This is a genomic window from Paenibacillus sp. OSY-SE, from assembly GCF_000283315.1.
Taxonomy (GTDB): domain Bacteria; phylum Bacillota; class Bacilli; order Paenibacillales; family Paenibacillaceae; genus Paenibacillus_B; species Paenibacillus_B profundus.
In genome coordinates this window covers 137,673-160,980 of sequence record NZ_ALKF01000196.1, presented here as the reverse complement: position 1 = coordinate 160,980, position 23,308 = coordinate 137,673, and the positions used below count along the sequence as shown (strand labels likewise).

Genomic DNA, 23,308 nt, shown 5'->3' with positions numbered 1-23,308 from the left:
CAACAAAAACATGGAAAACTGTAGGACAATTCATCCCAAGCCTAAAGGCAAGGGCTTTCTTAGCTAATTTCTGTAATGTAAGTGACGTAAGCGTATACAAGTTTGCCCGTATCGCCGAAGTCCGGTGTCATGAATGTCAGCACCGCAACGACGGCGAACGGTACCGCGAGCCAGAGAAAATAAGGCCTCGATTTGCCCCACTTCGTATTGGTGCGGTCGATTAGCACCCCGATGATCGGACTATCGAAGGCATCGATTATCCGCGCCACTAAGAACAATGTGCCGACTGCTGCCACATTCAATCCGTACACATCTGTATAGAAGAACATCAAGTTCATCGTAATCATCTGAAAGACGAGGTTGGAAGCCGTATCCCCGAGGCCGTAACTAATTCGTTCTTTCCATGAAACCTGGTTTCCCATGAGGTGAACCTCCTTCATTAATCCCTACCGTAATTGCATGGCTTCTTAAAACCGGATTTCATATAAGATGTAACCCCTTACATTTGTGATTATAGGGATAGGATTGTGCAGCCTCTGCATGATAGAATATCCCGCCCTATACTTATACAAGTAGAGGACGAGATCATTTTAATTAATTCAGTATTACTTCTTTGCCTGTTCTGGCAGATTCATAAATAGCCTCCAGAATCGTTGTCACGACGTAGGCCTCTTCAGGCTTTACCAGTGGTTCTTTATCTTCAATAATAGCCTCGAGCCATTGTCTGGCTTCACGGTCCGCCTCGGTTACCTCTTGGGAGCCGTAGTATGGAATCGAGGAATTCATTTCAGGCTTGATTTCGACGAGCTTTCCATACATCTCACTGTTTAAATGCAAAGCCGGTTTCCCTTCAATGGGATGAGGGCGCATTTCCGCCCCGCCCTTTGTTCCGCAAAGTGTCGTCATTGCTTCGCGGACGTCTAGCGTATTTAGGGCCCATGAAGACTCGAGAAATATCGTTGCCTCATTTTCCATCTTAATAAATCCAACAGCGGCGTCTTCCACTTCAAATTCGTCAGGATTCCACTTTCCGAACATATTGGCTCTGTTTTGATCTTTTAGCTTGTGAAATGCCGAACCAGACACGGATTTCACTTTATAATTGTTCATGTACCACAGCGTAAGATCGAGAGCATGCGTTCCGATATCAATTAACGGCCCTCCTCCTTGCTTTTCTTTATCCATGAACACGCCCCATGTCGGAACTGCCCGACGGCGGACTGCATGGGCTTTGGCAAGATAGATATCACCCAAGTATCCATCGTTACAGGCTTCTTTCAGCATCAAAGCATCATCACGAAACCGATTTTGATAGGCAATGGTTAGCTTTTTTCTTGTTCGTTCGGCGGCATCGAGCATGATTTTGGCTTCCTGCGAATTAATGGCCATCGGCTTCTCGCACATCACATGCTTACCTGCCTCAAGAGCATCGACTGTAATGGTTGAATGAGAGCTGTTCGGTGTTAACACGTGAATCACGTCAATGGTGTCATCTTGTATCAATTGTTTATAATCCGTATATGTCTTCGCCCCTGGAACACCATATTGCTTGGCAGCAATTTCGGCACGTTCTTCAATGATGTCGCAAAATGCTATCATTTCTGCAAGATCTGTCAATTTGGCCAAGGCTGGCAAATGCTTTGCATGGGCGATTCCACCGCAGCCTATAATCCCTATTTTTAATGTGCTCATTCTCGTCCTCCCGTTTCTTACAGCTTTAAGATTGGAATAGAATAGAAATATATTTATAGCTGATCTCGACACTTTCTAGCTGGTTCTTTTTCGTCCAATCTTGCTCAATAAACAGGTATCTGGCTTCCGGTTTACTTTTAAACGCTTCCACAATCGCGGGAATGTCCATGATGCCCTGCCCGGCCTCCGTGAAATAATCTATTTTGTGCAGCTTGACCATCAATTCCATATCGATATTGGCATCGTAACCGATTACTTCAAATAAATTCACCGGCTTCACATCAGCAGGCAAGTCTTTTTGATGAAGAAGGTCGCAGCGGTCCCCCAGCTTCTGCAAATATTCAATAGGATCAACTCCGCCTCTCAATGCCCAATACGTATCAAATTCAACTTTTACAAGATCTTCAGCCGTATTTTCCAAGATGATGTCTAGTACATATTGATTGTCAAACTTCTGGAACTCTTCAAAATGATTATGGTAATACAGCTGAAGTCCGTTTTTCTTAAACAACTCACCGGCCTGATTTAATTTCGCGCACAGATCAAGAACTTCTTGTTTATTGCTAAAGAAAGCGATTGCAATCACTACTGAAGTAAACCCGACTTCTCTGGCATAGGCTATGATTTGTTCTGCATTTTCCTGAACTAAAAATCCCAAATCGATATGGGCGGAAACAGCTTTCAATCCAACGCGGCCGAATTCCTTTTTCAGCTCAGCAGGGTTCAAGCCGCCAACAGTCCCCCCAATATTGTTGGCATCATGGAAAAATAACTCCACATTTTTATATCCTATCTCAGCAACTCTTTCCAATGTTCCTTTGAAATCCTTAGTCAATTCATCCCGTACTGAATAGAGCTGTAGTCCAAATTCCACACTCATAAATAGTCCTCCCATAAAGTGAATTCACAAATGTAAAAGGACAATAATAAATGAAAATGTAACAGATTACATAAAAATAATTATTTTGCTTTATATTAGATTTATTTATTAATGTAACGGATTACATTTATGTGATTTCATTCTATATTACACTTTTTTATTGGTCAATGCTTTTTGGGAGAACGAACTGAATTGGGGTCAGAAACGGGGTGCCTATGATTGTTTGGAAAAAAACGGAGTTATCAACAAACGGTTCATAACGTGCGGTAAGTGGTCAAACTGAGGCTCCATCTGTGTTCCTCCAGATACGAACGCATATACCCTAAGCCCGGGTCTTTTTTAGTGAAAAAAGTCACATGAAGGCGGTTTAATTGTTACAATATTGCGAAGTGGGGGTCTTGCAGCACCAATTATGAACAAAATGAAAAGTCGCCGTAATCGCAAGAATTTACGAGAAAACGAGCTTAATTGAGAGATAAATGCCATGGAACACCCGGGTCGATCTAAAAAGAATGGTTTTTCATGGTAAATATGGTGCACTTTATGTGCTGTTTCCAAAATAACTTCTCACTAATATAGATGTGATCAAGTTTATACGACATTTGTCATTTTCATAGCTCATCTAAAGCACATCTTAGAGAGAAAGGGGTACGTTATGAAGAAGAAAGGGTTGTTAATCAGTTTGTTTGCAGCTCTTCTTGTCCTCTTGACCGGGTGTAATTCAATAGCTGTTCTGAACCCGAAAGGTCCAGTGGCCAAGACACAGTCTGACGTCATTATTTTTTCCATGATTGTTATGGCTGTGGTATTGCTCGTCGTCTACGTCCTTTATATTTACATGTTAACGAAGTACCGCGCTTCCAAAGCGGCACCGGATTACGAGCCGCCGCATATGGAGGGCAGCAAATGGCTGGAGATTACATGGACTCTGATTCCGGTCATTATCGTCATTATTTTGTCCGTGGTCACGGTTCGCAGCACCTACGCTGTCGAGAAGACGCCTGAAGGCTATGAAAGCGATAAGCCGCTCATTATTTACGCTGCATCCTCTAACTGGAAGTGGCACTTCAGTTATCCGGAGGAAGGCATTGAGACGGTCAATTACGTCAACATTCCGACGCACCGTCCAGTAGAGTTCCGCTTGTATTCCTTCGGACCGATTACTAGCTTCTGGGTTCCTCAGCTAGGTGGTCAGAAGTACGCCATGAGCGATATGGTGACGAGGCTCCATCTCGTAGCTGAACACGAAGGATCATTTGTAGGCAAGAACTCGAACTTCTCGGGTAAAGGCTTTGCCCACATGGAATTCGAAGTATTGGCGATGTCACCTGCCGGCTACACGAAATGGATCGATGAAGTGAAGCAGACAGCTTCCGAATTGACCGAACAAGAGTTTAATTCCTTGCTGGAAGCAGATCATGTGGGCCGGAAGACGTATACTTCCACACACTTGACATTCAGACCGGCGCCAGAGGGAGAACATGGAGGACATAACCATGGAGCTCCTGCCGCTGGCTCCAATGAAGGAACGGATAAAGAGATGGATCATTCTAAGATGGATCACTCGACTATGGACCATTCCAACATGGACCACTCCGAGATGGAAAATCAAGAGGCCGACCATTCTCAGCATGGCAACTAGAACGAACCAGAAAGGAGTTCTTTGAGTATGAAATGGGACGAATTTTTCGTTACCGGTGAACCGATGATCTACGGCGCTATGGCCAGTATCGTCCTCGTGTCGCTAGCCATCCTCTTCTGCTTGACCTATTTTAAAAAATGGGGCTATCTATGGCGTGAATGGCTAACTACCGTTGACCATAAAAAAATCGGTATTATGTACATCCTCAGTGCGTTGATTATGCTGTTCCGCGGCGGTGTAGATGCGCTGATGATGCGTACACAGCTTGCCGGACCAGACATGAAGTTCTTGGACGCGCAGCATTATAATGAAGTATTTACGACTCACGGTGTCATTATGATTTTATTTATGGCGATGCCGTTTATTATCGGCTTGATGAACGTCGTGATTCCGCTCCAGATCGGGGCGCGCGACGTCGCATTCCCGCGGTTGAATGCAGTCAGCTTCTGGCTGTTCTTCGCCGGAGCAATGCTGTTTAACATTTCGTTTGTTATCGGGGGATCTCCCGATGCAGGCTGGACCGCTTACTTCCCGTTGGCGGGCATCGAGCTGAGCCCATCCGTGGGCAATAACTTCTACTCCATTGCCTTGCAGATTGCCGGTATCGGTACGCTGATGACAGGCGTCAACTTTATTGTGACGATTCTGAAGATGCGTGCGCCTGGCATGACGCTGATGCGTATGCCAATGTTTACGTGGTCTGTACTTATTACATGTGTCATCATCATTTTCGCCTTCCCGGTCTTGACGGTAGCATTAGCGCTTATGATGTTCGACCGCATGTTCGGCTCCCAGTTCTTCACGATGGCCGACGGCGGTATGGATATGCTATGGGCCAACCTGTTCTGGGTATGGGGGCACCCTGAGGTATATATCGTTGTTTTGCCGGCGTTCGGTATTTATAGCGAAATCATCTCGACCTTCTCTCGCAAAAATCTGTATGGCTACAAATCGATGGTCGTCAGTATGATAGCTATTTCACTCTTGTCCTTCCTCGTATGGGCGCATCACTTCTATACGATGGGTCACGGCGCCATGGTTAACGGATTCTTTTCCATTACCACGATGGCAATCGCGGTTCCGACAGGGGTTAAAATATTCAACTGGCTCTTCACCTTGCAGAAGGGCAGGATCGAGTTCACGACACCGATGCTGTATTCGCTCGCCTTTATTCCGATCTTCACTATCGGTGGCGTAACCGGCGTTATGCTCGCGATGGCGAGCGCCGATTATCAGTATCACAATACGATGTTCTTGGTCGCTCACTTCCACTACGTGTTGATTCCGGGTACAGTATTCGCGGTTATCGCCGGTATGTACTACTGGTTCCCGAAACTGTTCGGCTTCCGGCTCAACGAACGTCTTGGCAAGCTTAGCTTCTGGATTATCGCGATCTCCTTTAACGTGACGTTCTTGCCATTGTTCTTCTTGGGGCTGAAAGGCATGACACGCCGTATGTATACTTATTCTGAGAGCACCGGCTTCGGTCCGCTGAACCTGATTGCTACGATAGGCTCGGCAGCCCTTGCTATCGGCTTCGCCATTCTCGTATACAACATTTATTGGAGCTTCCGTTATCAACCAAGAGATACAACAAGCGATCCGTGGGATGCGCGCACGCTCGAATGGGCAACGCACAGCCCGGTACCGGAATATAACTTTGCCATTACACCTAACGTGAAGAGCCTGGATGCATTCTGGTTCTGGAAGAAAAACAAACAACCATTGTTCGAGGGCAAGATCGAAGAGATTCATATGCCTAACAACAACGGACAGCCGTTCGTGCTTGGCGTTATCTTCTTCTTCTTCGGATTCTTCATGATATTCAGCTGGTGGACACCGGCTATCATATCGGGTATTGCGATTGTGATTATGCTTGCCGTGCGTTCCTTCGAGCGCGATCATGGACACCATATTCCGGTGAAGGAAATTAACAAGACGGAACAACAATTGCGGGGTGATAAAGCATGAAGATCGATAACACGCTGCCGCTAGAATACCAGACGGAAGAGAACAGCAACCGTATATTCGGCTTCTGGTTGTTCCTTGGTGCGGAGATTGTGCTCTTCTCTACACTCTTTGCCGTCTACTTTACACTATGGACTCGGTCGGGCAATGGCCCGACGGCTCAAGAAATATTTCAGATTAAACCAGTACTGCTGGAAACGTTCCTGCTCCTGACGAGCAGCTTCACCTGCGGTCTCGCGATTCACAGCATGCGTCTCAGCCTGAAGAAGCCAGCATTGATCTTCTTCGCCATTACGTTGCTGCTAGGTCTCGGGTTCCTAGGCATCGAGATCTATGAATTCGTCACTTATGTGCATGAAGGCGCAACGCTTCAGACATCTGCATTCCTATCCAGCTTGTTCGTCCTGCTGGGTACGCACGGTGCGCACGTAACGCTCGGTCTCCTCTGGGGATCAGGCCTGATGATTCAGATTAAGCGTGAAGGCTTCACGCGGGATACGGCGAACAAGTCGTTCATCTTCTCGCTGTACTGGCACTTCCTGGACGTCGTCTGGATCTTTATCTTCAGCTTTGTATACTTGAAAGGATTGATGTGACATGAAACAACTATTCCCGATACGTCATGTGATGGGATATGTCTTTTCTCTCATCCTTTCCTTGGTTGCGCTAGCCGTCATTGTCTGGGATATGTCCTTCGCAACAGGCCTTACGATCCTGCTAGTCTGTGCAGCGATTCAAGCAGGCGTGCAGTTGATTATGTTCATGCATATTGACGAGGACAAGTCCAACAAGGCCTCGAACTACACGAATATCGCCTATGCGCTGTTCGTAGGTCTAGTAACGGTGTTCGGTACACTGTTCACGATGATCTGGGGTTACTTGTAAGAGAATAAGCAGATATTACAATTGAAAGGCTATCCTTGAAGTCAACGACTTCGGGATAGCCTTTTTTGCTTATTGCATGGGGTTTACTTCGACCGCGAAGAACGAACGGCAACCACGCGCAGGCGTTAGTCACACCAGGTTATCGGTTTACTTGAGCTTACATCGAAGAAAAAGGACCCTCCGATGCATGAGAGTCCTTTTTCTTCGATTGGTCATTGGACTTCACGTTACCATATCATGGCCATCATTCTGAAGCTCACGAGCGAGTCAGTTGAAATGCTTCTGCCAACAGACGGTAGGAGGTCAGCCTTGCCTCGAAATCATGCATTATGGTCACGATCATGATCTCTTCCGTATTGTATTGCTCGCTGTACCGGAGCAGCTCTTGCTTCACCCGCTCAGGGCTGCCGACAACCATCCGCTTGCGATTTTCTTGGATACGGCTCAAGTCGAATGGCGTATAAGGATAAGACGCGGCCGTCTCCACAGAAGGAACGCCCGGCCGATGGATGCCCTGCTCCAGAAACAGAAAGGTCAGCTCCAGGCTGGAAGCCAAGCGCTCCGCTTCCTCATCGGTTTCGGCGCAGACGACAAATACGGCGAGTATGGATTGAGGACGCTCCCCTGCTGCGGATGGCTGAAAATGCTGCTGATACCAGCGCATCGCTTCTGGTCCCCCGTAGCTGTTAATAAAGTGGGCAAAGGCGAATGCCGTTCCCTGTTGGGCAGCGATCCTTGCGCTTTCGCCGCTCGATCCAAGCAGCCACATTTCCGGAGCAGTCGGAATAACCGGAGTGGCCCGGAGTCCGCTATAGCGGTGATCGTCCGGGAGCGAATCGTGAAGATAGTGCATCAGATCAGACACCTGCTCCGGATAGCGATCGACCGGCGCTCTCCCATCCATCAAAGCTCTGGTGGCCAGCGGCATGCCGCCGGGTGCCCTTCCCAGTCCCACATCAATCCGGTCCGGGTACAGTGCTTCCAGCAGACGGAAGTTTTCCGCGACTTTGTAAGCACTATAATGGGGCAGCATAACTCCGCCTGAACCGACACGAATACGGGACGTTACGGCCGCCAAATGCGATATTAGCACCTCCGGGCTTGAACCTGCGAGGTTGGAAGCGAAATGATGCTCCGACACCCAAAAACGGTGGTAACCCAGTTGTTCTGCTGCTTGCGCCAACCGAGCCGTCTCGGCCAGCGTCTCGCTCGCTGTGCTGCCTTCGGGTATCGGAGATTGGTCCAATATGCTAAGTTGAATCATAGGTCACTCACCCTCGGTCATCTTATTCCAGAACGTCACCTCATCCACAGGCACACGAGGTGAAGAATGCGCCGGTTCAGAGGCTTTGCCTACAGGCAGTAACATCACGGGGACATAGCGCTCCGAGATTCCAAAAGCCTCCTTGAACTGCTGGGCATGAAACCCGCCCATTGGCACAGTGTCATATCCTTTAGCTTTTGCAATTAGCATCAATTGCATCGCAATCAATCCGCCATCGACGAGCACAATATTGTTAATTTTCTCCGCGCTCATGTTTGCATAACCATTCGTAATTCTGGTCACGAATGACTCTTTTAGTTCCTCATCCATGTAGCCCGATTCAACCGCTTGTTCATAGATGCGCTCCGCCTGTTTGTAGCCTTCCAGATCACCCAGTATGGCGATGACGGCTGACGCATCCACAACTTGCTGTTGATGATTGGCTATCGGAAGCAGCTTTTCCTTTAGCGCTTGGTCGGTAATGACAAGGAATCGCCAAGGCTGAAGATTTGCGCTCGAGGGAGCAAGCGTGGCCTCCTTCAGCATGTCATGCAGCTCTGCCTGCGAAATGGTCACGGTTGGGTCATAATGGCGCACCGAATGCCGATCACGTAACACGGTAAAAAAATCACGCTTTTGCTCTACTTTTGTCTCCATCCTATCCAGCCTCCGATTTTGTTCGAGTTAAAGATGCGAATTGGCTAACATTATACTGTGTAAATTAATACACAGTTAAACATAAAAAAATTCCCGCTACTCATCACATCATATTGCAGAATGTTACTGTGTAAAAACATGCACAGTTAACACTGTTGCAACTGTGAAATTATATGCACAGTATAATCCCCTTCAAGACCATTGTCAATCATCCCTTCCTACACTAAGGATTGATCCGCTAGGTCAGCAATGGTGTACTTTTGCAGCACGGCCAGCACGCTTTGATCCAGTTCCGCCATCATATCGGAAAATGTGGCTTTCATGCACAGCCCGAACGGATGGTCACCCGTCGATTCGAGTAAACTGGTATGGAACGATTCATCTTTCTGTAGAGCCGTTAGGATGTCGGCGCATGTAATAAGTTCCGGTGCTCTCTTCAGCCGGTATCCGCCGTCGCGTCCCTCACGCGTCTCCAATATATTTTCCTGGGCCAGCTTAGCGAGAATCCGCCGAATTAAGGTCGCTTCCGACTGAACATGCTCAGCGATTTCCCCGCTAGGACAACGATTCGGATATTGGGATATTACCGTCAACGCCTGTAGAGCCAATCCAAACGATTTAGAGTGGAGATGACAGGTGTATTTTTCTTTTTTCAATGCTAGTCACTTCCCTCCGGTCACATACTCTGTGTGCATTGTAGCAAAACCGCGGAAATTGATCAATACGGCACAGTCGCAGTGTAACACGTTAGACTCTTCCCGAATAAGGTGTTTCTAGGCGAATATCATGATTTGGAGGTAGAGAAATGAATCCGTACCCGATGTACCCCTATTACGGGAAAGAGACAAAGTGCGAGGAGAAGCCGCTTTCCTTTCCGCCGCAGCATCAAGACCAGCAGCCCGGGTTGGAATATGTCATGTCCCCAAGGCCGTTATATGACAATCCTTCCTATGTCGGCAGCTGCAAGCTGCAGAACCGCGTGGCTCTCATTACAGGAGGAGACAGCGGCATCGGCCGCGCAACGGCGGTAGCGTTCGCTAAGGAAGGGGCGGATGTGGCGTTCGCCTATTTATATGAAGAACAGGACGCGCAGGAAACGCGCACGCGCATCGAGCAATTGGGCAGACGATGCTTGCCGCTTCGCGCCGATCTGCGCACCAAGGCAGCCTGCACCGCTATCGTCGAACAGACGCTGCACCACTTCGGCAAGCTGGATGTGCTGGTCAACAACATTGGCGTCCAATATCCGCAGCACAGCTTGCTGGACATTACGGAGCAGCAGCTGGAGCAGACGTTCCGCACCAATATATTTTCCTTCTTCTTCGTCACGCAAGCCGCACTGCCTTGCCTGCGTCCAGGGAGTTCGATTATCAACACGGCTTCGGTTACCGCCTACCGGGGAGAGAAGACATTAATCGACTATTCCGCCACCAAAGGAGCAGTCGTCTCGTTCACCCGCTCGCTGGCGCTGTCCGTGGTCGATCAAGGCATACGCGTCAATGCCGTTGCTCCCGGTCCGACATGGACGCCGCTCATTCCGGCCAGCTACTCCGCTGAGCGCGTGGCCACCTTCGGCACAGATACGCCGATGCATCGGGCCGGCCAGCCATTTGAGCTCGCTCCGGCTTACGTATATCTCGCCAGCGACGATTCCCGCTATGTGACGGGCGAGACGATGCATGTCAATGGCGGCAGCTTCATCACCTCTTGAGGCATGGAAATAGCCGGTTCTCTGTCCATCATGCCGCTCTTCTTCGCAGCAATTGATAGACGACCTCCGAAAATACAAGCCCGATTGCAATCGCGCCCGATATCATAGACGCCTTGAAAGCAAGCGGTATCGCGATCTCATATTCATTCTCGACCATATTTCTCATCGAATCATAGGCCATGCCGCCCGGTACAAGCGGGATAATGCCAGACACGTTAAACACGATAATCGGTGTTCTATAAGCCTTGGCGAATAGATGGCTAACCATTGCCACCGCGAACGAAGCAACCAAGCTTGCCGGAATCGGATCAACGTCATTTAGGGTGAAGGACAAATAGACGAGCCATCCGATCATTCCGACGGAGCCGCACTGCAGCAAGGTTTTTTTCGGGACGTTAAAGATGATGCCGAAGGCGGCGGAAGCGATGAAGCTGGTGACAAGCTGCTCGATGATCATAGACTTCCCCCTCTTGTTCTAGCTGAAAGAAATGACGCAGGCTATGCCCGCTCCAATCGCGAACGCAGTCAGTAACGCTTCCGCGCCCTTCGAAATCCCGGATACAAGATGACCCGCCATCAAATCCCGCACCGCATTGGTGATAAGCAATCCGGGCACGAGCGGCATGACGGAACCGATAATGATTTTGTCCAAATCCCGCCCCAGTCCGTTCTTGATACATAAGTACGATACCGTTCCGATCGCCACCGAAGCCAGAAACTCGGCAAAAAACTTGATGCGGACCAAGCGGTGGACGTATAGCAGGAGCGAGAATCCGATTCCGCCCGCCAGCAGCGCGGGAATGAATTCCGGCCAGCTGCCCCGGAACATGATGGCGAAGCATCCGCTTGATACGGAAGCGGCAGCGATCTGGATCCATACCGGATAAGCCAAATTCGCCTTATCTATCTTTTGCAGCATCCGAAAAGCTTCGGCCCCAGATAAGCTCCCGCTGCTGATTCTTCGGGAGATATCATTAACGAGCGTAACCTTCTCCAAATCGGTGGACCGATCGGAAATGCGGAACAGTCTCGTTGTCGGAGCCGATCCGTCGATAGCGAATATAATGCCTGTCGGCGTCACGAAGCTGTGACAGTTCTCGTATCCGTAGGAAGCGGCGATGCGCATCATCGTATCCTCGACACGATACGTCTCTCCGCCGCTTTGCAGCATGATTTTGCCCGCCAGCAAGCATATTTGGGTAACTTCGTAACTTTCATTCGACTGTGCGCTCATTCCCTGTCTCTCCTGTGAATGGCTTGTAGTGGGGTTTTATGTAATCGGTCGAGACCGCAACATACATTAACAAAAAGGAGAGCCTGCGCCCTCCTATTTATGCCTATAGTGTAACCGACGCCCCCGGGTTTAGTCTATGCCCCCAATGCTGTATCCATCATTACTTTTTGCTAGAATCGATACGCATTCTTGTGCCACTCCTGATGCAAGAACATACAATCGCATTGTTGCGTCGCTTCTTCATAGGAGATTTCCGTGCTGCTGCCCAAAATGGCATCGAAATAGGCGATCCGATTCGCGATGTCCCGGTCGATGCGCTGCTGTCCGCTAATAACTGTTCCGTGACTGGGGATGAGCGTACAGTGGCTGTAATCACGTAATTTGGCCAGAGAATCCCGGTGTCTGCGAACGTATTGGTTGTAATCGACAGATGGCAAAATCGGCTGTCCGTCATTCGAGAACATAAGTTCGTCACCGATGTGCACGAACTGCTCATTAATCATAATCAAGCTGCTGCAATGCGCATGCCCCGGAAATGACATCAACGTCAGTTCATGCCGGCCGAACGTGATTTGCAGCGAGTGCTCGAACACGATGTCCGGCGTGAAATAGGGGTGTTCCTTCGGCTCTGTCCACATATCCAGTGTCGTCTGATAGTGCGCGCTTCCGTAGACCGGAACCTCCGGCAATACCTTCAATCCATACATATGGTCATCGTGGAAATGCGTAAGGATGACCCCTTCTATCCGAATCCCGCACTCAGCCAGATCCTCAACGACCTGTTGTGCGTGCTCCTCAAATGCAGTGTCAATGAGAATCGCCTGCGCACCGTCAATTAATGCGGTAATGTTGTATCCGTAATGCCGATCAGGTCTTGGATCGAACATGTACAGAATGATTCCTTCGGCTATTTCTTGCTTCAACATAGGACTCCCCCATACTATCTTTATTTTCATTTTTTCACATCGTATGCATCCGATACCCCCACTATAAAACACAATGACTGACATCTATATGTCAGTCATTGTACGAAATTAATATTTTGGCAACGTATTTTTTCATTTCTTCCCGCAACACGGGCGGATCAACAACCTCGCAATCCTTGCCGAAGCTTAATATATATTTCATCAGGCCTTCCTCATGCGGAAAATAATCCTCGACGATATAATGGCCATCTTCCGTCTCCTTCATCTTCTCTCTGGGAAAGTGCTCCGTCAGTTGCATCCCTATGCGCGGCGTAAATCGCAACGTCACCTTCATGCTGCGGCGATAGTAGCCTTCTTCGAAGATCTGGTTCATTCGCTCCTTCGACACCGATTCCCTTGGCTCGAAGCGGCTGCCGAGCTTGAGATTGTGAATCCGCACCAGCTTGAACCGCCGGTAATCCTGCCTGCTTCTGCAGAAAGCGACCAGATACCATTCACCTCTGGAAAAAGCGAATTGCATCGGCTCCACCGTTCGTTCGGAAACCTCCAGCCTGCGGTTAATGTAATCAAATACAAGCAGCTTCGACTCTTCAATGGCTGCGTTCATCAAGACCAGGTATTCCTTCAGCTCGTCTTCCATACTGAAGTGAGACATGTTGATGCTCCATTTATCCGATGCTCTGCGTTCTTGCTTGTATGTCTGACCGAACTTCAGGACGACGTCATTGAACAGCTTGTTCTTCCCGAACAGAACGTTCAAGTTATCCATAACCGCCATGAATGTATGGGCTTCTTCTTCATTCAGGAAGAGGTTGTCCACATTGTACTGCTCCATAATGTAGTAACCCCCGCCTTTGCCGCCAATGGCTGCGATGGGGACGCCCGCCTCGCCCAGCTTCTCAATATCCCGGTAAATGGTCCGCAGCGACACTTCAAAATGTTCCGCCAGCTCTTTCCCCGTAACCGTCCCTTTCTGCGAAATAATAAGCAGCATCGAAAGCAATCGTTCGACTCTCATGAGCCCATCGAATCTTTCCGATCGAGTCCATGCCCGTTCAGGTGATCCTCATCCAGCGTCTCTATAGTGAAGCGAGCCTCGATTTTTTTGCTAACCCATAACGACACGGCGAGAAACAATACGACATATAAAATTTGAACCGGATCTTGAATGATGCTCGATATATTATGTCCGATATAGGAGACCGAGAGCACCATGAGCGCCTTCCCGCCCGCGACGGCGATTAAGAAGGAACGCAACGGCATGCGGGCCATTCCCGCTACCATATTGATAATAACGAATGGACCAACCGGAAAGATGCTCAGCAGAAACACATAGCTGAACGCATTGCGGCGGACCCAGAGCATGCCTTTTTTCACTTTAGGCTTTTGCGCCCAGCGTTCCAAGTACGGATGTCCGGCAATTTTGCGGACGATGAGGAACGTCACCAAGCAACCGCTTACCAAGCCGATCCAGGAGTATAGGAATCCGAGCCACAATCCGTACACGGCCGCGTTAACGCCAACGATGACAAGCGTCGGCAGCGGAGGAACGAATGATTTCATAAACGTTAACAAAATGCCGGGAAATGGTCCGAAGGATCGATATTTCTCCAGCAATTCCAGTAAATTGTCTTCTGTAAGATAAGACATCACATTCGATAACTCCATCTCTTCGCATGCACCCACTTTACCTTTACATTAACTAGCATCCTCGCCCTAGCATAACATAAATTGTCTATAATTCGATTGCCTAACATGTCATTTTCGTGATGGCACTAACGGATTGTAAGGTTAAGTGAAGCAATCTTACAAAGCTGATCGGACATGTCCGCAAAATTAAAGTTGACAAACCAATCCCGTTGTAACTATAATGATTACAACAAAGCAAAACAATATGATTGCCTGCAGGAAAGCGCGACCCCCTTCCGCTTGTCCTATTTTTTAAATCTAGTTGTAACAATAATGGTTACACTCAATCTATTAAGAGGTGAACACGAACCATGACCTTACAAATCAAAGTGTACTCTGATTTTGTCTGCCCGTTCTGTTTCTTGGGTAAAGCGCCCTTCGAGGAAGCAATCAAAGGCAAAGACGTCGAAGTCGAGTGGATGCCATTCGAACTGCGCCCAAGTCCAGCGCCTAAACTTGATCCTTGGAACGATTCATCCAAATTGCAAGGCTGGGAATCATATATTACGCCGACCGCCAACAAGTTGGGCGTCGACATGAGATTGCCCCGGGTGTCTCCGCATCCTTATACAGGTGTTGCGTTTGAAGGATATCATTACGCCAAAGAACAGGGCAAAGGCAACGAATACATGAACCGCGTATTCAAGGCATTTTTCCAAGAAGAACAAAACATTGGCGAAATCGAAGTGTTAACGAAGATTGCCGGCGAATTAGGGCTGGATGAGCAGGCTTTTAGAGATGCGCTGGAAACAGGAACGTATAAGGAAGCGCAACAACAAGCCCTTCAACATGCGTATGAGGAAGCCCGCATTACGGGGGTGCCCACCTTTGTAATCGGCAACGAGCGTGTTCAGGGCGTAGCAAGCAAAGAAATGTTCGAGAAGGTTCTCTCTCAACAAATTGAAGATAGCGTGCCTGTATCCGAGGGTTTGCAATGCGATTTAGATGGACACTGCTAAACATATAACTACAATTGCATGGAGGTAATGGAATTATGAAAATCGGAGTTATCGGAGCAAGCGGTAAAGCGGGAAGCTTGATTGTAAAAGAAGCTGTAGACAGAGGACATGAAGTGACGGCGATTGTGCGCGACGCATCCAAAATGAAGGACAGCAGCGTGTCTGTTATCGAAAAAGATGTATTTTCCCTTACACCAGATGATGTAAAAGGATTTGATGTGGTCGTGAACGCCTTTGGAGCACCACATGGACAAGAGCATCTGCACGTGGAAGCAGGAAGAGCATTGATTAAAGCCTTGCAAGGAGCGTCTGACACCAGATTGCTCGTGGTGGGCGGCGCCGGCAGCTTGTTCGTCGATGAAGCCAAGACGACCCGTCTTATTGATACGCCAGAGTTCCCGCAAGAGTATGCGGCAACCGCATCGAACCAAGGGAAAAATCTTCAGGATTTGCAACAGTCGAGCGGTATCAAATGGACCTTCATCAGCCCGGCTGCATTCTTTGACCCAGCAGGCAAAAGAACCGGTTCTTATCAAAAAGGCAATGATAATCTGATGGTGAACGCTAAAGGCAACAGCTATGTGAGCTACGCGGACTATGCGATTGCCGTTCTGGACGAGATCGAACAGCCTCAGCACGTTAACGAACGATTTACTTTGGTTGCAGAAGCAGAATAATGGAAAGTCACCCCTACCGCATTAAAGTGCGGTAGACTCATTCCCAAAAAGTAAAAGCCGATTTTTCCTGACTACAGGAGAAGTCGGCTTTTACTTTGGCAGCAAACAAAAACTCCACCCCTGAAAGGGCGGCACATCTGCAACCAATTCAATGTGGAGTTTATTTTCAACAGCTCTCTTCTTCCTTCAAAATTTCTACCGCTTCACGAAATCGAAGCGAATGCACATTTCACGCTCTCTTAAAAATTTCCGTCCATCCTGCAGATCGACATCGTCGTTCAGATCGATGAGCGATTGATACATCGCCCGCGCCTTTTCTTCCAGCGCGATATCTTCACATAAATCTGCAATCGGATCGCCGGTCGATTGGATGTAAGCCGCGGTCCAAGGCACCCCTTCCGCATTCTGATAAAATAGCGACCGGCCGTGGTTGGCATAATATCCACCTAGCCCAGCCGCCTCCAACTGCTCAATTGTAGCATCCTTAAGCAGTTTGTATATCATCGTCGCAACCATTTCCAGATGGGCCAATTCCTCTGTCCCGATATCATTTACTTTGAAATGAAATCGAGCAATTACACATTTCATTGGCAGATTATATTTCATCAGCAGGAATGATTGGATATGATTTACAAACGGAATGCTGTGTGTTATTATTTACGTAGTTACGTAATTACGTATTTAAGTAATTAAAGTTGGAGGGATTCCCGTGACCGTATCGCGTAATTTGGAAACGGAATTAGACGCACTGAAAGTGCAAATGAAGGAGCTGCAGCAGCTTGTCAGACAGCTGACAGCTGGAAACGCGTCCCAAGACGCGCGAGTGGCGACAGATGAAGCAACTCAGGAGCTGTTCAAGAACAAGGATGGAGAAGGAGAACTTGGCGGTGTCTTTTATTCGGGTCAATACTGTGGTGAAAAAGGGCAGTTCAGATGGGAGCCCCAAGAAAGGCGTGTAAGCCAGCTGTTGGAGCTGGACGGCGACAAGGTCGCCAAAGTGCTGGCGGCCCTCGGCCATAAGCAGCGCTTGGACATTCTGCGCTCGGTTCTGAGGGAACCTCTAACTGGCACTGAGTTGGTTGAACGATTGAATATGGGCACGACTGGCCAGCTCTACCACCATATCAAAGCCTTGTCGGGGGCCGACCTGCTTGTTCAGGAGGAACGGGGTGGATCCTATTCCGTTCCCGGTCACCGGGCGCTTCCGCTGCTGCTGCTGCTGGCAGCTGCCTCAGACTTGTTAGATACGACTGACTATATGGACATGGCCGAAGCCCGAAATAACGCTGGATCGTACTTGGGTCAATCGAAGGAGGAGTATGACCCCCATCATCTGCTGTGGGCCGTCGTAGAGAACAGTATACTGGAGCATCAAGCTGGGTATTGCAGCGAAGTAAGCCTATTCTTGCATGATAATGGAAGCATCACTGTGGCCGATAACGGGCGCGGAATTCCCGTGCAGGCTCTGCCGAACACCGATACGTCTCAGGTTCAGTCTGTCTTTACGGATATGGGCCGCTTAAGCGCCAGCGCATCCATCATAGCTCCCGGAGGCGAGAGAGGCATCGGCATGTCTGTCGTCAATGCACTCTCCCTTGCGCTCTCGGTTGAAATCCGGCGGGAAGGAACTGTGTTCCGGCAAGATTATAAGCACGGCATTCCACAAACCGGTGTCATGACCGTAGGCATAACGAAAGAAACGGGAACGAGCGTCACCTTTCTGCCAGACAGCGACATTTTCCGTTCCCCGTTCGATTATGGCGTATTAACGAAGCATGCGAATGAAATAGCGCAAGCTTACCCTGAGTTGGCGATTCGTGTGTTTAACGGGCGGTAGACAGCTAATTTCAGGATTGTATCCGACCTTGTCTCATCCTCCATTGGATTATGTACAGCGAAACGAGTGCGTTTTCCTCTTTACGGCGGGTTTGATTGGAAATGATCCAATGGTTTGTCACTCATACCTTATCAGACGCTAAAAATAGCCAGTGCCACTGCACAAAATACAGTCCACAGGCCGTTCAGCCACCAAATTCGCACATTTGCCTGTATGTTTTCCAATGGAATTGTTTCTAAGGGTTCGCCCCCTGCACAACAAGCGGATGCAGGGGGGTTCATTATGTTCACTTAACTAAGCCTTAGTTCAGAATCACCGCTGATGATAGTCCCCGTGTTCTTGCCATCCATGATTTCAGTCATACAGCCGGGCTTATCGAAGTTGAATACATGAATCGGGATGTTGTAATCTCTAGCGAGAATGAATGCGGACTGGTCCATGACATGCAGGTCATGTTGAATCACATCGTTATAATGTAGCGAGGCGTATCGCAGCGCATCCTTATTGCGCTTCGGGTCTTGATTGTACACGCCGTCCACCCCTTGCTTGGCCACGAATATCGCCTCGCAGTTCACCTCAATGGCTCTCTGTACCGAAGGATAATCGGTCGTCACGAACGGTTGACCGTTCCCTCCCGCGAAGATGACGATGTACCCTTTCTCCAAATGGTGAATGGCCCTTAAACGGATATAAGGCTCAGCCACAGACGTGACCGGAATTGCGGTCATCACCCGCACCTCTGTCTTCGTCTTCGACTTCAATACGCCTCTAAGCATCAAGCTGTTGATGACCGTCGCCAACGTTCCGATATTGTCGGCCTCCGCTCGTTCGATGCCCCAAGCTTCGCCCATATTGCCTCGAAAAATGTTGCCTCCTCCGATAACGATGGACACTTCGACCCCCATGCTAACGACGGACAATATCTCGTTCGCAATGTGCTCCAGCCTCTCCGGATCGAACCCAAATTCGCTGCTCCCCGCAACGGCCCCGCCGCTAAGCTTGATAAGAACCCTTTTGTACCTCATCGATGCCACACCTCCCAAGAAAATAAAAAACACTAAAGCATTGACTGCTTTAGTGTCGAAAAAAGGAATATGAACGATCGGATCAAAGGTTTGCTTTATCCCGGTCTTTAACATATTCCCCCACCTTCCATGTGCATTTAATTTCCAATTTTATAGTATCGGGTAATGAATTGCAACCCTTATACTCTACAAAATTTGTACTTCTCGATTATCCGTTTTGTCGACAATTTGCTTAATGACTCGCACGTTTTCATCCTGCTGAGGCAGGATATGGGTGATGAATGCTTCGGCAAGCTCGACCCTGTTCGTTTCGTCTTCTACTAATAGGATGGATGCTGCGAATTGTCGACCAGATTGACACAAGGATAAGGCAGCTTATTCTGCAAGTGCGGCTCCTCTCCTCTCAGGTCCCAGCTGATAGCCCAATAACGCTCCACGAAGAAGCCAGTGTCCTCCCCCGGACGATATCGATTCAGAGTGAATTTATGCTCCGCCGCTTTTCCACGCAGAACACCTTTGGGATAGTCCTGCATCGTGTTCATCGCTCCATTTCAAATGTCGACACGTAGAACTCAAATATAGTGATCGAGATTTTAATTATGAACCTGTCGAATATGTACCTCAATTTGGAGGGTTCGTTTTACGGTTACGCCAGACTTTTTTCCTGCTTTTGTTACAATCGTTCCTCTTTGACCGGCCCATGTAATTCTTCCACTAGAATCGCTCTGGATGATACTGATATAATTCCAAATTTATCCGGTTATCTACACTGATTTCTATGCCTTCACTCTGAAGAAACAGCTGTTGCAAAGCGTTCATTTCATCATTCTTGATCGCAGTCTCGCCTAATGAATTGATGACCCGATGCCACGGAAGATGATATTTATCGCTCATAGAGTGAAGAATTCTAACGACTTGTCTTGCCGCCCGGGGACTTCCGGCCAAGCCTGCTATTTGCCCATACGTCATGACTTTCCCGTCTGGTATTCCCTGAATAATTTCAATGACTGTTGCTGTAAATGGTTGCATTCAGCTCTCTTATCCTTTCATGCATGTGTCATCATCTAGTCGGGCTTCAAAGGACAAGAGAGGCCGGATTACGCACCTCTCTTGCTTATATCGCCGTTATTCCGTTGTCTTCCGTTCGATGACGGTAAGCGGGGGAAATGGAGCCGCACCGTTCGGCTCGTCCGATTCCACCAGATGCTTGAGCACGGATAGCTTATTTTCCCAATACCGCTCGTAGTAAGCGAGCCATCGCTTTAATTCAAGCAGCGGTTCCGGGTCAAGGCGGTAGCGCGTCTCCCGGCCGACCTTGCGGTCCTTGACGAGTCCCGCATCCGCCAAGATGCGCAAATGCTTGGACACGGCCGTCCGGCTCATCGGAAAGTGGCCGCTGATGACGGTGACGGGCATCTCCTGATCGCTCAACAGCTCCAGCAATTGGCGGCGTGTAGGATCGGCGATAGCCTGGAACACGTCATGCTTCGGTAATGATGCCGTCATTTCATGCCTCAACATAGGCAGCCAGCGATTGCTGCAGCCCTGTCCATCCCTGATTCATTCTGTCGCGCACCATTGCATGGGATTGCCCGAATTCGGTCACCTTGTCAGCATCCCAGCCCGCATGGATGAGTGTAAACTCTGTTTTTCCGTCCAGATCGACTAACTCGAACGTGAGGGTCCAATCTTTGCCCCAGTTGAAAGACAAGCGGTTAGGCGGAGCGATTTCCGTCACTTTGCATGGCGACATGCCGAACGGACCGGCGTTCAGTTCGAACTCGTATCCCTCAATAGGCTGAAAATTATTGGGCATGAACCAAGCAGCAATTCCCTCCGATGTGGCAACCGCATCCCATACCTTCTGAATCGGAGCATTCAGCACCAACGTCTGACGAATGTCCGGCAATGTATTATTCGAGTTGTGTTCCATAACGAAACCTCCAAATATTGATTGTAACATTTATGTTTTGCTCTTTACTTTATCCTGCGGGCGCAATCGCAGAGCCGACCACTTTTCATCGACAGCCACGTTGCTGACAACTCGATATGTTGTACTATTCTGCACCATCGCAGCCAGAATATCCCGGTTTATGTCTGTTTTGACTTTTGAGCTTTGCTTCGGATACGTAATCCAGAACACTGCTTCTTCATTCAAAAGCGGAAGGACCTTCGGAATCCATGCATCCACCTCTTGCGCATCGTTCACGAACAATTGGACAAAATCATACCTTCCCGCTGCTTCCGTCCCATCTTCTACGCCAAGATGATATCCTTCGGGCGCGTTCAGCACGGCAGCTCGTCCTGCTTTGTAGCGCAGCTTCTTCAATAATTCAGCTTGCATCGGATCATACCCTTCCTTTATGACACCTTTTGGTTTCGTTTCGTATTATATGACACCTTTTGGTTTCATGTCAAATGATGAAGCCGCTTCAATAAAAACGAAGGCTTCATAACGAACAGCCCCTCGGGTCGACAGCTTGTATCTCCCTGCCTATCCTGAGGGGTTATCTCGACGAAGACTGTGATGATGCTTCTAACGGCAGCACGACCTCGAATGAGGTTCCTGCGTCTATTTTACTCTGTACTGCGATGCTGCCCTCATGCATTTCTACAATTCTTTTGACAATGGACAGCCCCAAGCCGCTTCCTCCTTTTTCAGAGGTTCTCGATTTGTCCGCTTTGTAAAACCTCTCGAATATACGCTTCATATCCTCGTCGTTCATACCGATTCCTGTATCCGATATAGCTACGAACGCGTTCCCGCTCCGTGCATACACGTGTATCCGAATCGTTCCGCCATTCGCCGTAAACTTTACGCTATTCGTAATGAGATTATTCCACACCTGGCTCATTAAATCTTCGTCGGCCGTAACGGTAATCGCTTCACATTCGAGCTCCATCTCCAGGTCCTTCTCCAGCCAAGCCGGTTCACACGCCAGCATGGCGTTCCGCAATTGCTTATCCAGCCGATATCGTGTCGGCTCGAACGGATGATGCTGTGATTCCAAGGAAGTGAGCTTTAATAAGTTTTCGCTAATTTTTGATAAACGATTGCTTTCCATCTCGATAATGGTGACATAATGTTGACGTTCTTCATGCGTCAGGTCAGCCCTTTTTAACACATTGGCAAACCCATGAATCGAAGTGAGCGGAGACTGAATTTCATGCGACACGTTGGAGATGAAGTCTTGTCTCATTTTTTCCATTTCGCCAAGCTCGACCGCCATCTGATTGATGGTGCTCACAATTTTGCCAAGCGGGTCGTTTTCATTAGAACGGATGTCCAGACTGACACTGAAATCTCCCCTGGAGATTTTCCGTAAAGCCTCTATGATTTTATCCCATACCTTATAATGCTTCTTGCCTACAATGAGCGAAATAAGATACATCGTACATCCAAAAATAAAAAAGACGAGCAGCACATTAATCCATTGGGCAGCGAAGCTGTAAAGATGTATGCCTATATACTTATAAAGCGCTTCGGTGCCATAGAATGCAATCCAGGTTCCTATCGTCACCACTGCCACAACAAGGCAGACACCGCCCATTATTTTAAGAATGGCTTCGCCCTTCTTCATGAACCGATCTCCAATCGATACCCGAGGCCGCGAATGGTGCGAATTTTGAAGCCATATCGCTCTTCCGGGAACCGCTCGCGCAACCGCTTAATATGAACATCGATGGTGCGCTCGTCGCCCTCGTAGTCATATCCCCATATTTCTTCAATTAATTGCTCTCTGGAAAATGTTTTTTGCGGATAGCTCGCCAGTTTGTACAGCAACTCGAATTCTTTTAACGGCAAGGTCATGGGTTCACCATCACTGCGCAGCTCATACGTGCCTCGATTCATGAAAATCGTGCCAACTTCGACCGTTTGCGAAACCGAAATACGGTACCGCTTTAATAAGGATTTCACCCTTACGATCAGCTCGGCTGGATCGAAGGGCTTCACGAGATAATCATCTGTACCTAGATGGAAGCCTTTGACCTTTTGTGTCGTCTCGCCCTTGGCCGTCAGCATGAGAATCGGCATGTCCTCGTAATAGCGGCGTACCTCGCGGCATAGCTCCCACCCGTCCATATTCGGCATCATAATATCCATAATGACCATATCGACTTTGACGGATTCGAGCGTGGACAGTGCCTCGACACCGTCCGCCGCTTCAAGCACGTCGAAGCCTTCATTGCGCAAACAGACTTGCACAAGTTCTCGAATATGTGCATTATCATCTACAATTAATAGGTTAGCCATCGCGCAG

The 23,308-nt window shown here is 48.6% G+C and carries 26 protein-coding genes and 2 pseudogenes; 8 read left to right on the top strand and 20 right to left on the bottom strand.

All coding sequences use genetic code 11. The features are described 5' to 3' along the window. Nucleotides 1–74: 74 nt before the first annotated feature. The 3 genes and pseudogenes from A372_RS0123585 to A372_RS0123575 all read right to left on the bottom strand — a co-directional run. Nucleotides 75–422: pseudogene (locus tag A372_RS0123585) on the bottom strand (MFS transporter); the annotation flags it as partial. A gap of 172 nt (nt 423–594) precedes the next feature. Beyond that, entirely contained in the window at nt 595–1,692 is a 1,098-nt protein-coding gene (locus A372_RS0123580) for a Gfo/Idh/MocA family protein (RefSeq protein WP_019423378.1), read from the bottom strand. A gap of 25 nt (nt 1,693–1,717) precedes the next feature. Then, nucleotides 1,718–2,572 carry a sugar phosphate isomerase/epimerase family protein gene (locus A372_RS0123575; RefSeq protein WP_019423377.1) on the bottom strand — a complete coding sequence of 285 codons (855 nt, stop codon included), beginning with the start codon at nt 2,570–2,572 and terminating at the stop codon, nt 1,718–1,720. Nucleotides 2,573–3,227: 655 nt separating this feature from the next. On the opposite strand from A372_RS0123575, the gene qoxA reads away from it, so the two are divergent. From qoxA to qoxD, 4 genes are read left to right on the top strand one after another with little or no spacing between them, the layout of a single operon-like run. Beyond that, nucleotides 3,228–4,214 carry a cytochrome aa3 quinol oxidase subunit II gene (gene qoxA, locus A372_RS0123570; RefSeq protein WP_019423376.1) on the top strand — a complete coding sequence of 329 codons (987 nt, stop codon included), beginning with the start codon at nt 3,228–3,230 and terminating at the stop codon, nt 4,212–4,214. A 27-nt stretch (nt 4,215–4,241) separates the two neighbouring features. Continuing rightward, complete coding sequence (gene qoxB / locus A372_RS0123565) at nt 4,242–6,185, top strand: cytochrome aa3 quinol oxidase subunit I (protein ID WP_019423375.1); 1,944 nt, start codon at nt 4,242–4,244, stop codon at nt 6,183–6,185. Further along, the gene (qoxC, locus tag A372_RS0123560) at nt 6,182–6,778 is read left to right on the top strand and encodes a cytochrome aa3 quinol oxidase subunit III (RefSeq protein ID WP_019423374.1); all 597 of its coding nucleotides are present in this window, start codon (nt 6,182–6,184) and stop codon (nt 6,776–6,778) included. Before qoxB ends, qoxC begins: the two co-directional genes overlap by 4 nt. A 1-nt stretch (nt 6,779) precedes the next feature. Continuing rightward, nucleotides 6,780–7,067, top strand: coding sequence for a cytochrome aa3 quinol oxidase subunit IV (qoxD, locus tag A372_RS0123555; protein ID WP_019423373.1), 288 nt, complete (start codon nt 6,780–6,782; stop codon nt 7,065–7,067). Between the two features lie 256 nt (nt 7,068–7,323). Here the strand turns inward: qoxD and A372_RS0123550 are convergent, their stop codons facing one another. From A372_RS0123550 to A372_RS0123540, 3 genes are all read right to left on the bottom strand, one after another. Next, a complete protein-coding gene (locus tag A372_RS0123550) occupies nt 7,324–8,331 on the bottom strand; it encodes an LLM class flavin-dependent oxidoreductase (RefSeq protein ID WP_019423372.1) in 1,008 nt (335 codons plus the stop codon). Between the two features lie 3 nt (nt 8,332–8,334). Further along, complete coding sequence (locus tag A372_RS0123545; protein WP_019423371.1) at nt 8,335–8,988, bottom strand: nitroreductase family protein; 654 nt, start codon at nt 8,986–8,988, stop codon at nt 8,335–8,337. Between the two features lie 218 nt (nt 8,989–9,206). Beyond that, nucleotides 9,207–9,644: an RrF2 family transcriptional regulator gene (locus tag A372_RS0123540; protein ID WP_019423370.1), complete on the bottom strand. Its 438-nt coding sequence runs from the start codon at nt 9,642–9,644 to the stop codon at nt 9,207–9,209. A 149-nt stretch (nt 9,645–9,793) separates the two neighbouring features. On the opposite strand from A372_RS0123540, the gene A372_RS0123535 reads away from it, so the two are divergent. Beyond that, entirely contained in the window at nt 9,794–10,699 is a 906-nt protein-coding gene (locus A372_RS0123535) for an SDR family oxidoreductase (RefSeq protein WP_019423369.1), read from the top strand. Nucleotides 10,700–10,727: 28 nt separating this feature from the next. Here the strand turns inward: A372_RS0123535 and A372_RS0123530 are convergent, their stop codons facing one another. The 5 genes from A372_RS0123530 to A372_RS0123510 form a co-directional block, all read right to left on the bottom strand. Further along, nucleotides 10,728–11,156, bottom strand: a complete 429-nt coding sequence (locus A372_RS0123530; protein WP_019423368.1) for a threonine/serine exporter family protein — start codon at nt 11,154–11,156, stop codon at nt 10,728–10,730. A gap of 18 nt (nt 11,157–11,174) precedes the next feature. After that, on the bottom strand, nt 11,175–11,933 hold the full coding sequence (locus A372_RS0123525) for a threonine/serine exporter family protein (protein ID WP_019423367.1): 759 nt from the start codon (nt 11,931–11,933) through the stop codon (nt 11,175–11,177). Between the two features lie 170 nt (nt 11,934–12,103). Continuing rightward, nucleotides 12,104–12,859 (bottom strand): MBL fold metallo-hydrolase, encoded by a 756-nt coding sequence (locus tag A372_RS0123520; RefSeq protein WP_019423366.1) that lies wholly within the window; start codon nt 12,857–12,859, stop codon nt 12,104–12,106. 91 nt (nt 12,860–12,950) lie between these two features. Beyond that, nucleotides 12,951–13,877: a helix-turn-helix transcriptional regulator gene (locus A372_RS0123515; RefSeq protein WP_019423365.1), complete on the bottom strand. Its 927-nt coding sequence runs from the start codon at nt 13,875–13,877 to the stop codon at nt 12,951–12,953. Then, complete coding sequence (locus A372_RS0123510) at nt 13,874–14,509, bottom strand: TVP38/TMEM64 family protein (protein WP_019423364.1); 636 nt, start codon at nt 14,507–14,509, stop codon at nt 13,874–13,876. The genes A372_RS0123515 and A372_RS0123510 overlap by 4 nt, the downstream gene beginning before the upstream one ends. A 350-nt stretch (nt 14,510–14,859) precedes the next feature. Between A372_RS0123510 and A372_RS0123505 the strand changes: the two genes are divergently transcribed. Together A372_RS0123505 and A372_RS0123500 are read left to right on the top strand one after the other, a co-directional pair. Continuing rightward, complete coding sequence (locus A372_RS0123505; protein ID WP_019423363.1) at nt 14,860–15,507, top strand: DsbA family oxidoreductase; 648 nt, start codon at nt 14,860–14,862, stop codon at nt 15,505–15,507. Between the two features lie 35 nt (nt 15,508–15,542). Further along, entirely contained in the window at nt 15,543–16,184 is a 642-nt protein-coding gene (locus A372_RS0123500) for an NAD(P)-dependent oxidoreductase (protein WP_019423362.1), read from the top strand. 166 nt (nt 16,185–16,350) lie between these two features. On the opposite strand, the pseudogene A372_RS34630 reads toward A372_RS0123500, so the two are convergent. Continuing rightward, nucleotides 16,351–16,736: pseudogene (locus A372_RS34630) on the bottom strand (manganese catalase family protein); the annotation flags it as partial. A 157-nt stretch (nt 16,737–16,893) separates the two neighbouring features. Between A372_RS34630 and A372_RS0123490 the strand changes: the two are divergent. Then, on the top strand, nt 16,894–18,021 hold the full coding sequence (locus A372_RS0123490; RefSeq protein WP_019423361.1) for an ATP-binding protein: 1,128 nt from the start codon (nt 16,894–16,896) through the stop codon (nt 18,019–18,021). Nucleotides 18,022–18,311: 290 nt separating this feature from the next. On the opposite strand, the gene pyrH is transcribed toward A372_RS0123490, so the two are convergent. The 8 genes from pyrH to A372_RS0123450 form a co-directional block, all read right to left on the bottom strand. After that, nucleotides 18,312–19,046 (bottom strand): UMP kinase, encoded by a 735-nt coding sequence (gene pyrH, locus A372_RS0123485; RefSeq protein ID WP_026011257.1) that lies wholly within the window; start codon nt 19,044–19,046, stop codon nt 18,312–18,314. Nucleotides 19,047–19,366: 320 nt separating this feature from the next. Next, entirely contained in the window at nt 19,367–19,588 is a 222-nt protein-coding gene (locus tag A372_RS0123480) for a DUF6597 domain-containing transcriptional factor (RefSeq protein WP_157259669.1), read from the bottom strand. A 172-nt stretch (nt 19,589–19,760) separates the two neighbouring features. Next, on the bottom strand, nt 19,761–20,075 hold the full coding sequence (locus A372_RS0123475) for an MGMT family protein (protein WP_019423358.1): 315 nt from the start codon (nt 20,073–20,075) through the stop codon (nt 19,761–19,763). 96 nt (nt 20,076–20,171) lie between these two features. Then, nucleotides 20,172–20,552 (bottom strand): ArsR/SmtB family transcription factor, encoded by a 381-nt coding sequence (locus A372_RS0123470; RefSeq protein WP_019423357.1) that lies wholly within the window; start codon nt 20,550–20,552, stop codon nt 20,172–20,174. A gap of 1 nt (nt 20,553) precedes the next feature. Continuing rightward, nucleotides 20,554–20,979: an SRPBCC family protein gene (locus tag A372_RS0123465; RefSeq protein WP_019423356.1), complete on the bottom strand. Its 426-nt coding sequence runs from the start codon at nt 20,977–20,979 to the stop codon at nt 20,554–20,556. A gap of 30 nt (nt 20,980–21,009) precedes the next feature. Next, nucleotides 21,010–21,390 carry a hypothetical protein gene (locus A372_RS0123460; RefSeq protein WP_019423355.1) on the bottom strand — a complete coding sequence of 127 codons (381 nt, stop codon included), beginning with the start codon at nt 21,388–21,390 and terminating at the stop codon, nt 21,010–21,012. Between the two features lie 163 nt (nt 21,391–21,553). Further along, nucleotides 21,554–22,627: a HAMP domain-containing sensor histidine kinase gene (locus A372_RS0123455; RefSeq protein WP_019423354.1), complete on the bottom strand. Its 1,074-nt coding sequence runs from the start codon at nt 22,625–22,627 to the stop codon at nt 21,554–21,556. Further along, nucleotides 22,624–23,301 (bottom strand): response regulator transcription factor, encoded by a 678-nt coding sequence (locus A372_RS0123450; protein WP_026011256.1) that lies wholly within the window; start codon nt 23,299–23,301, stop codon nt 22,624–22,626. Before A372_RS0123450 ends, A372_RS0123455 begins: the two co-directional genes overlap by 4 nt. Between the last annotated feature and the right edge of the window lie 7 nt (nt 23,302–23,308).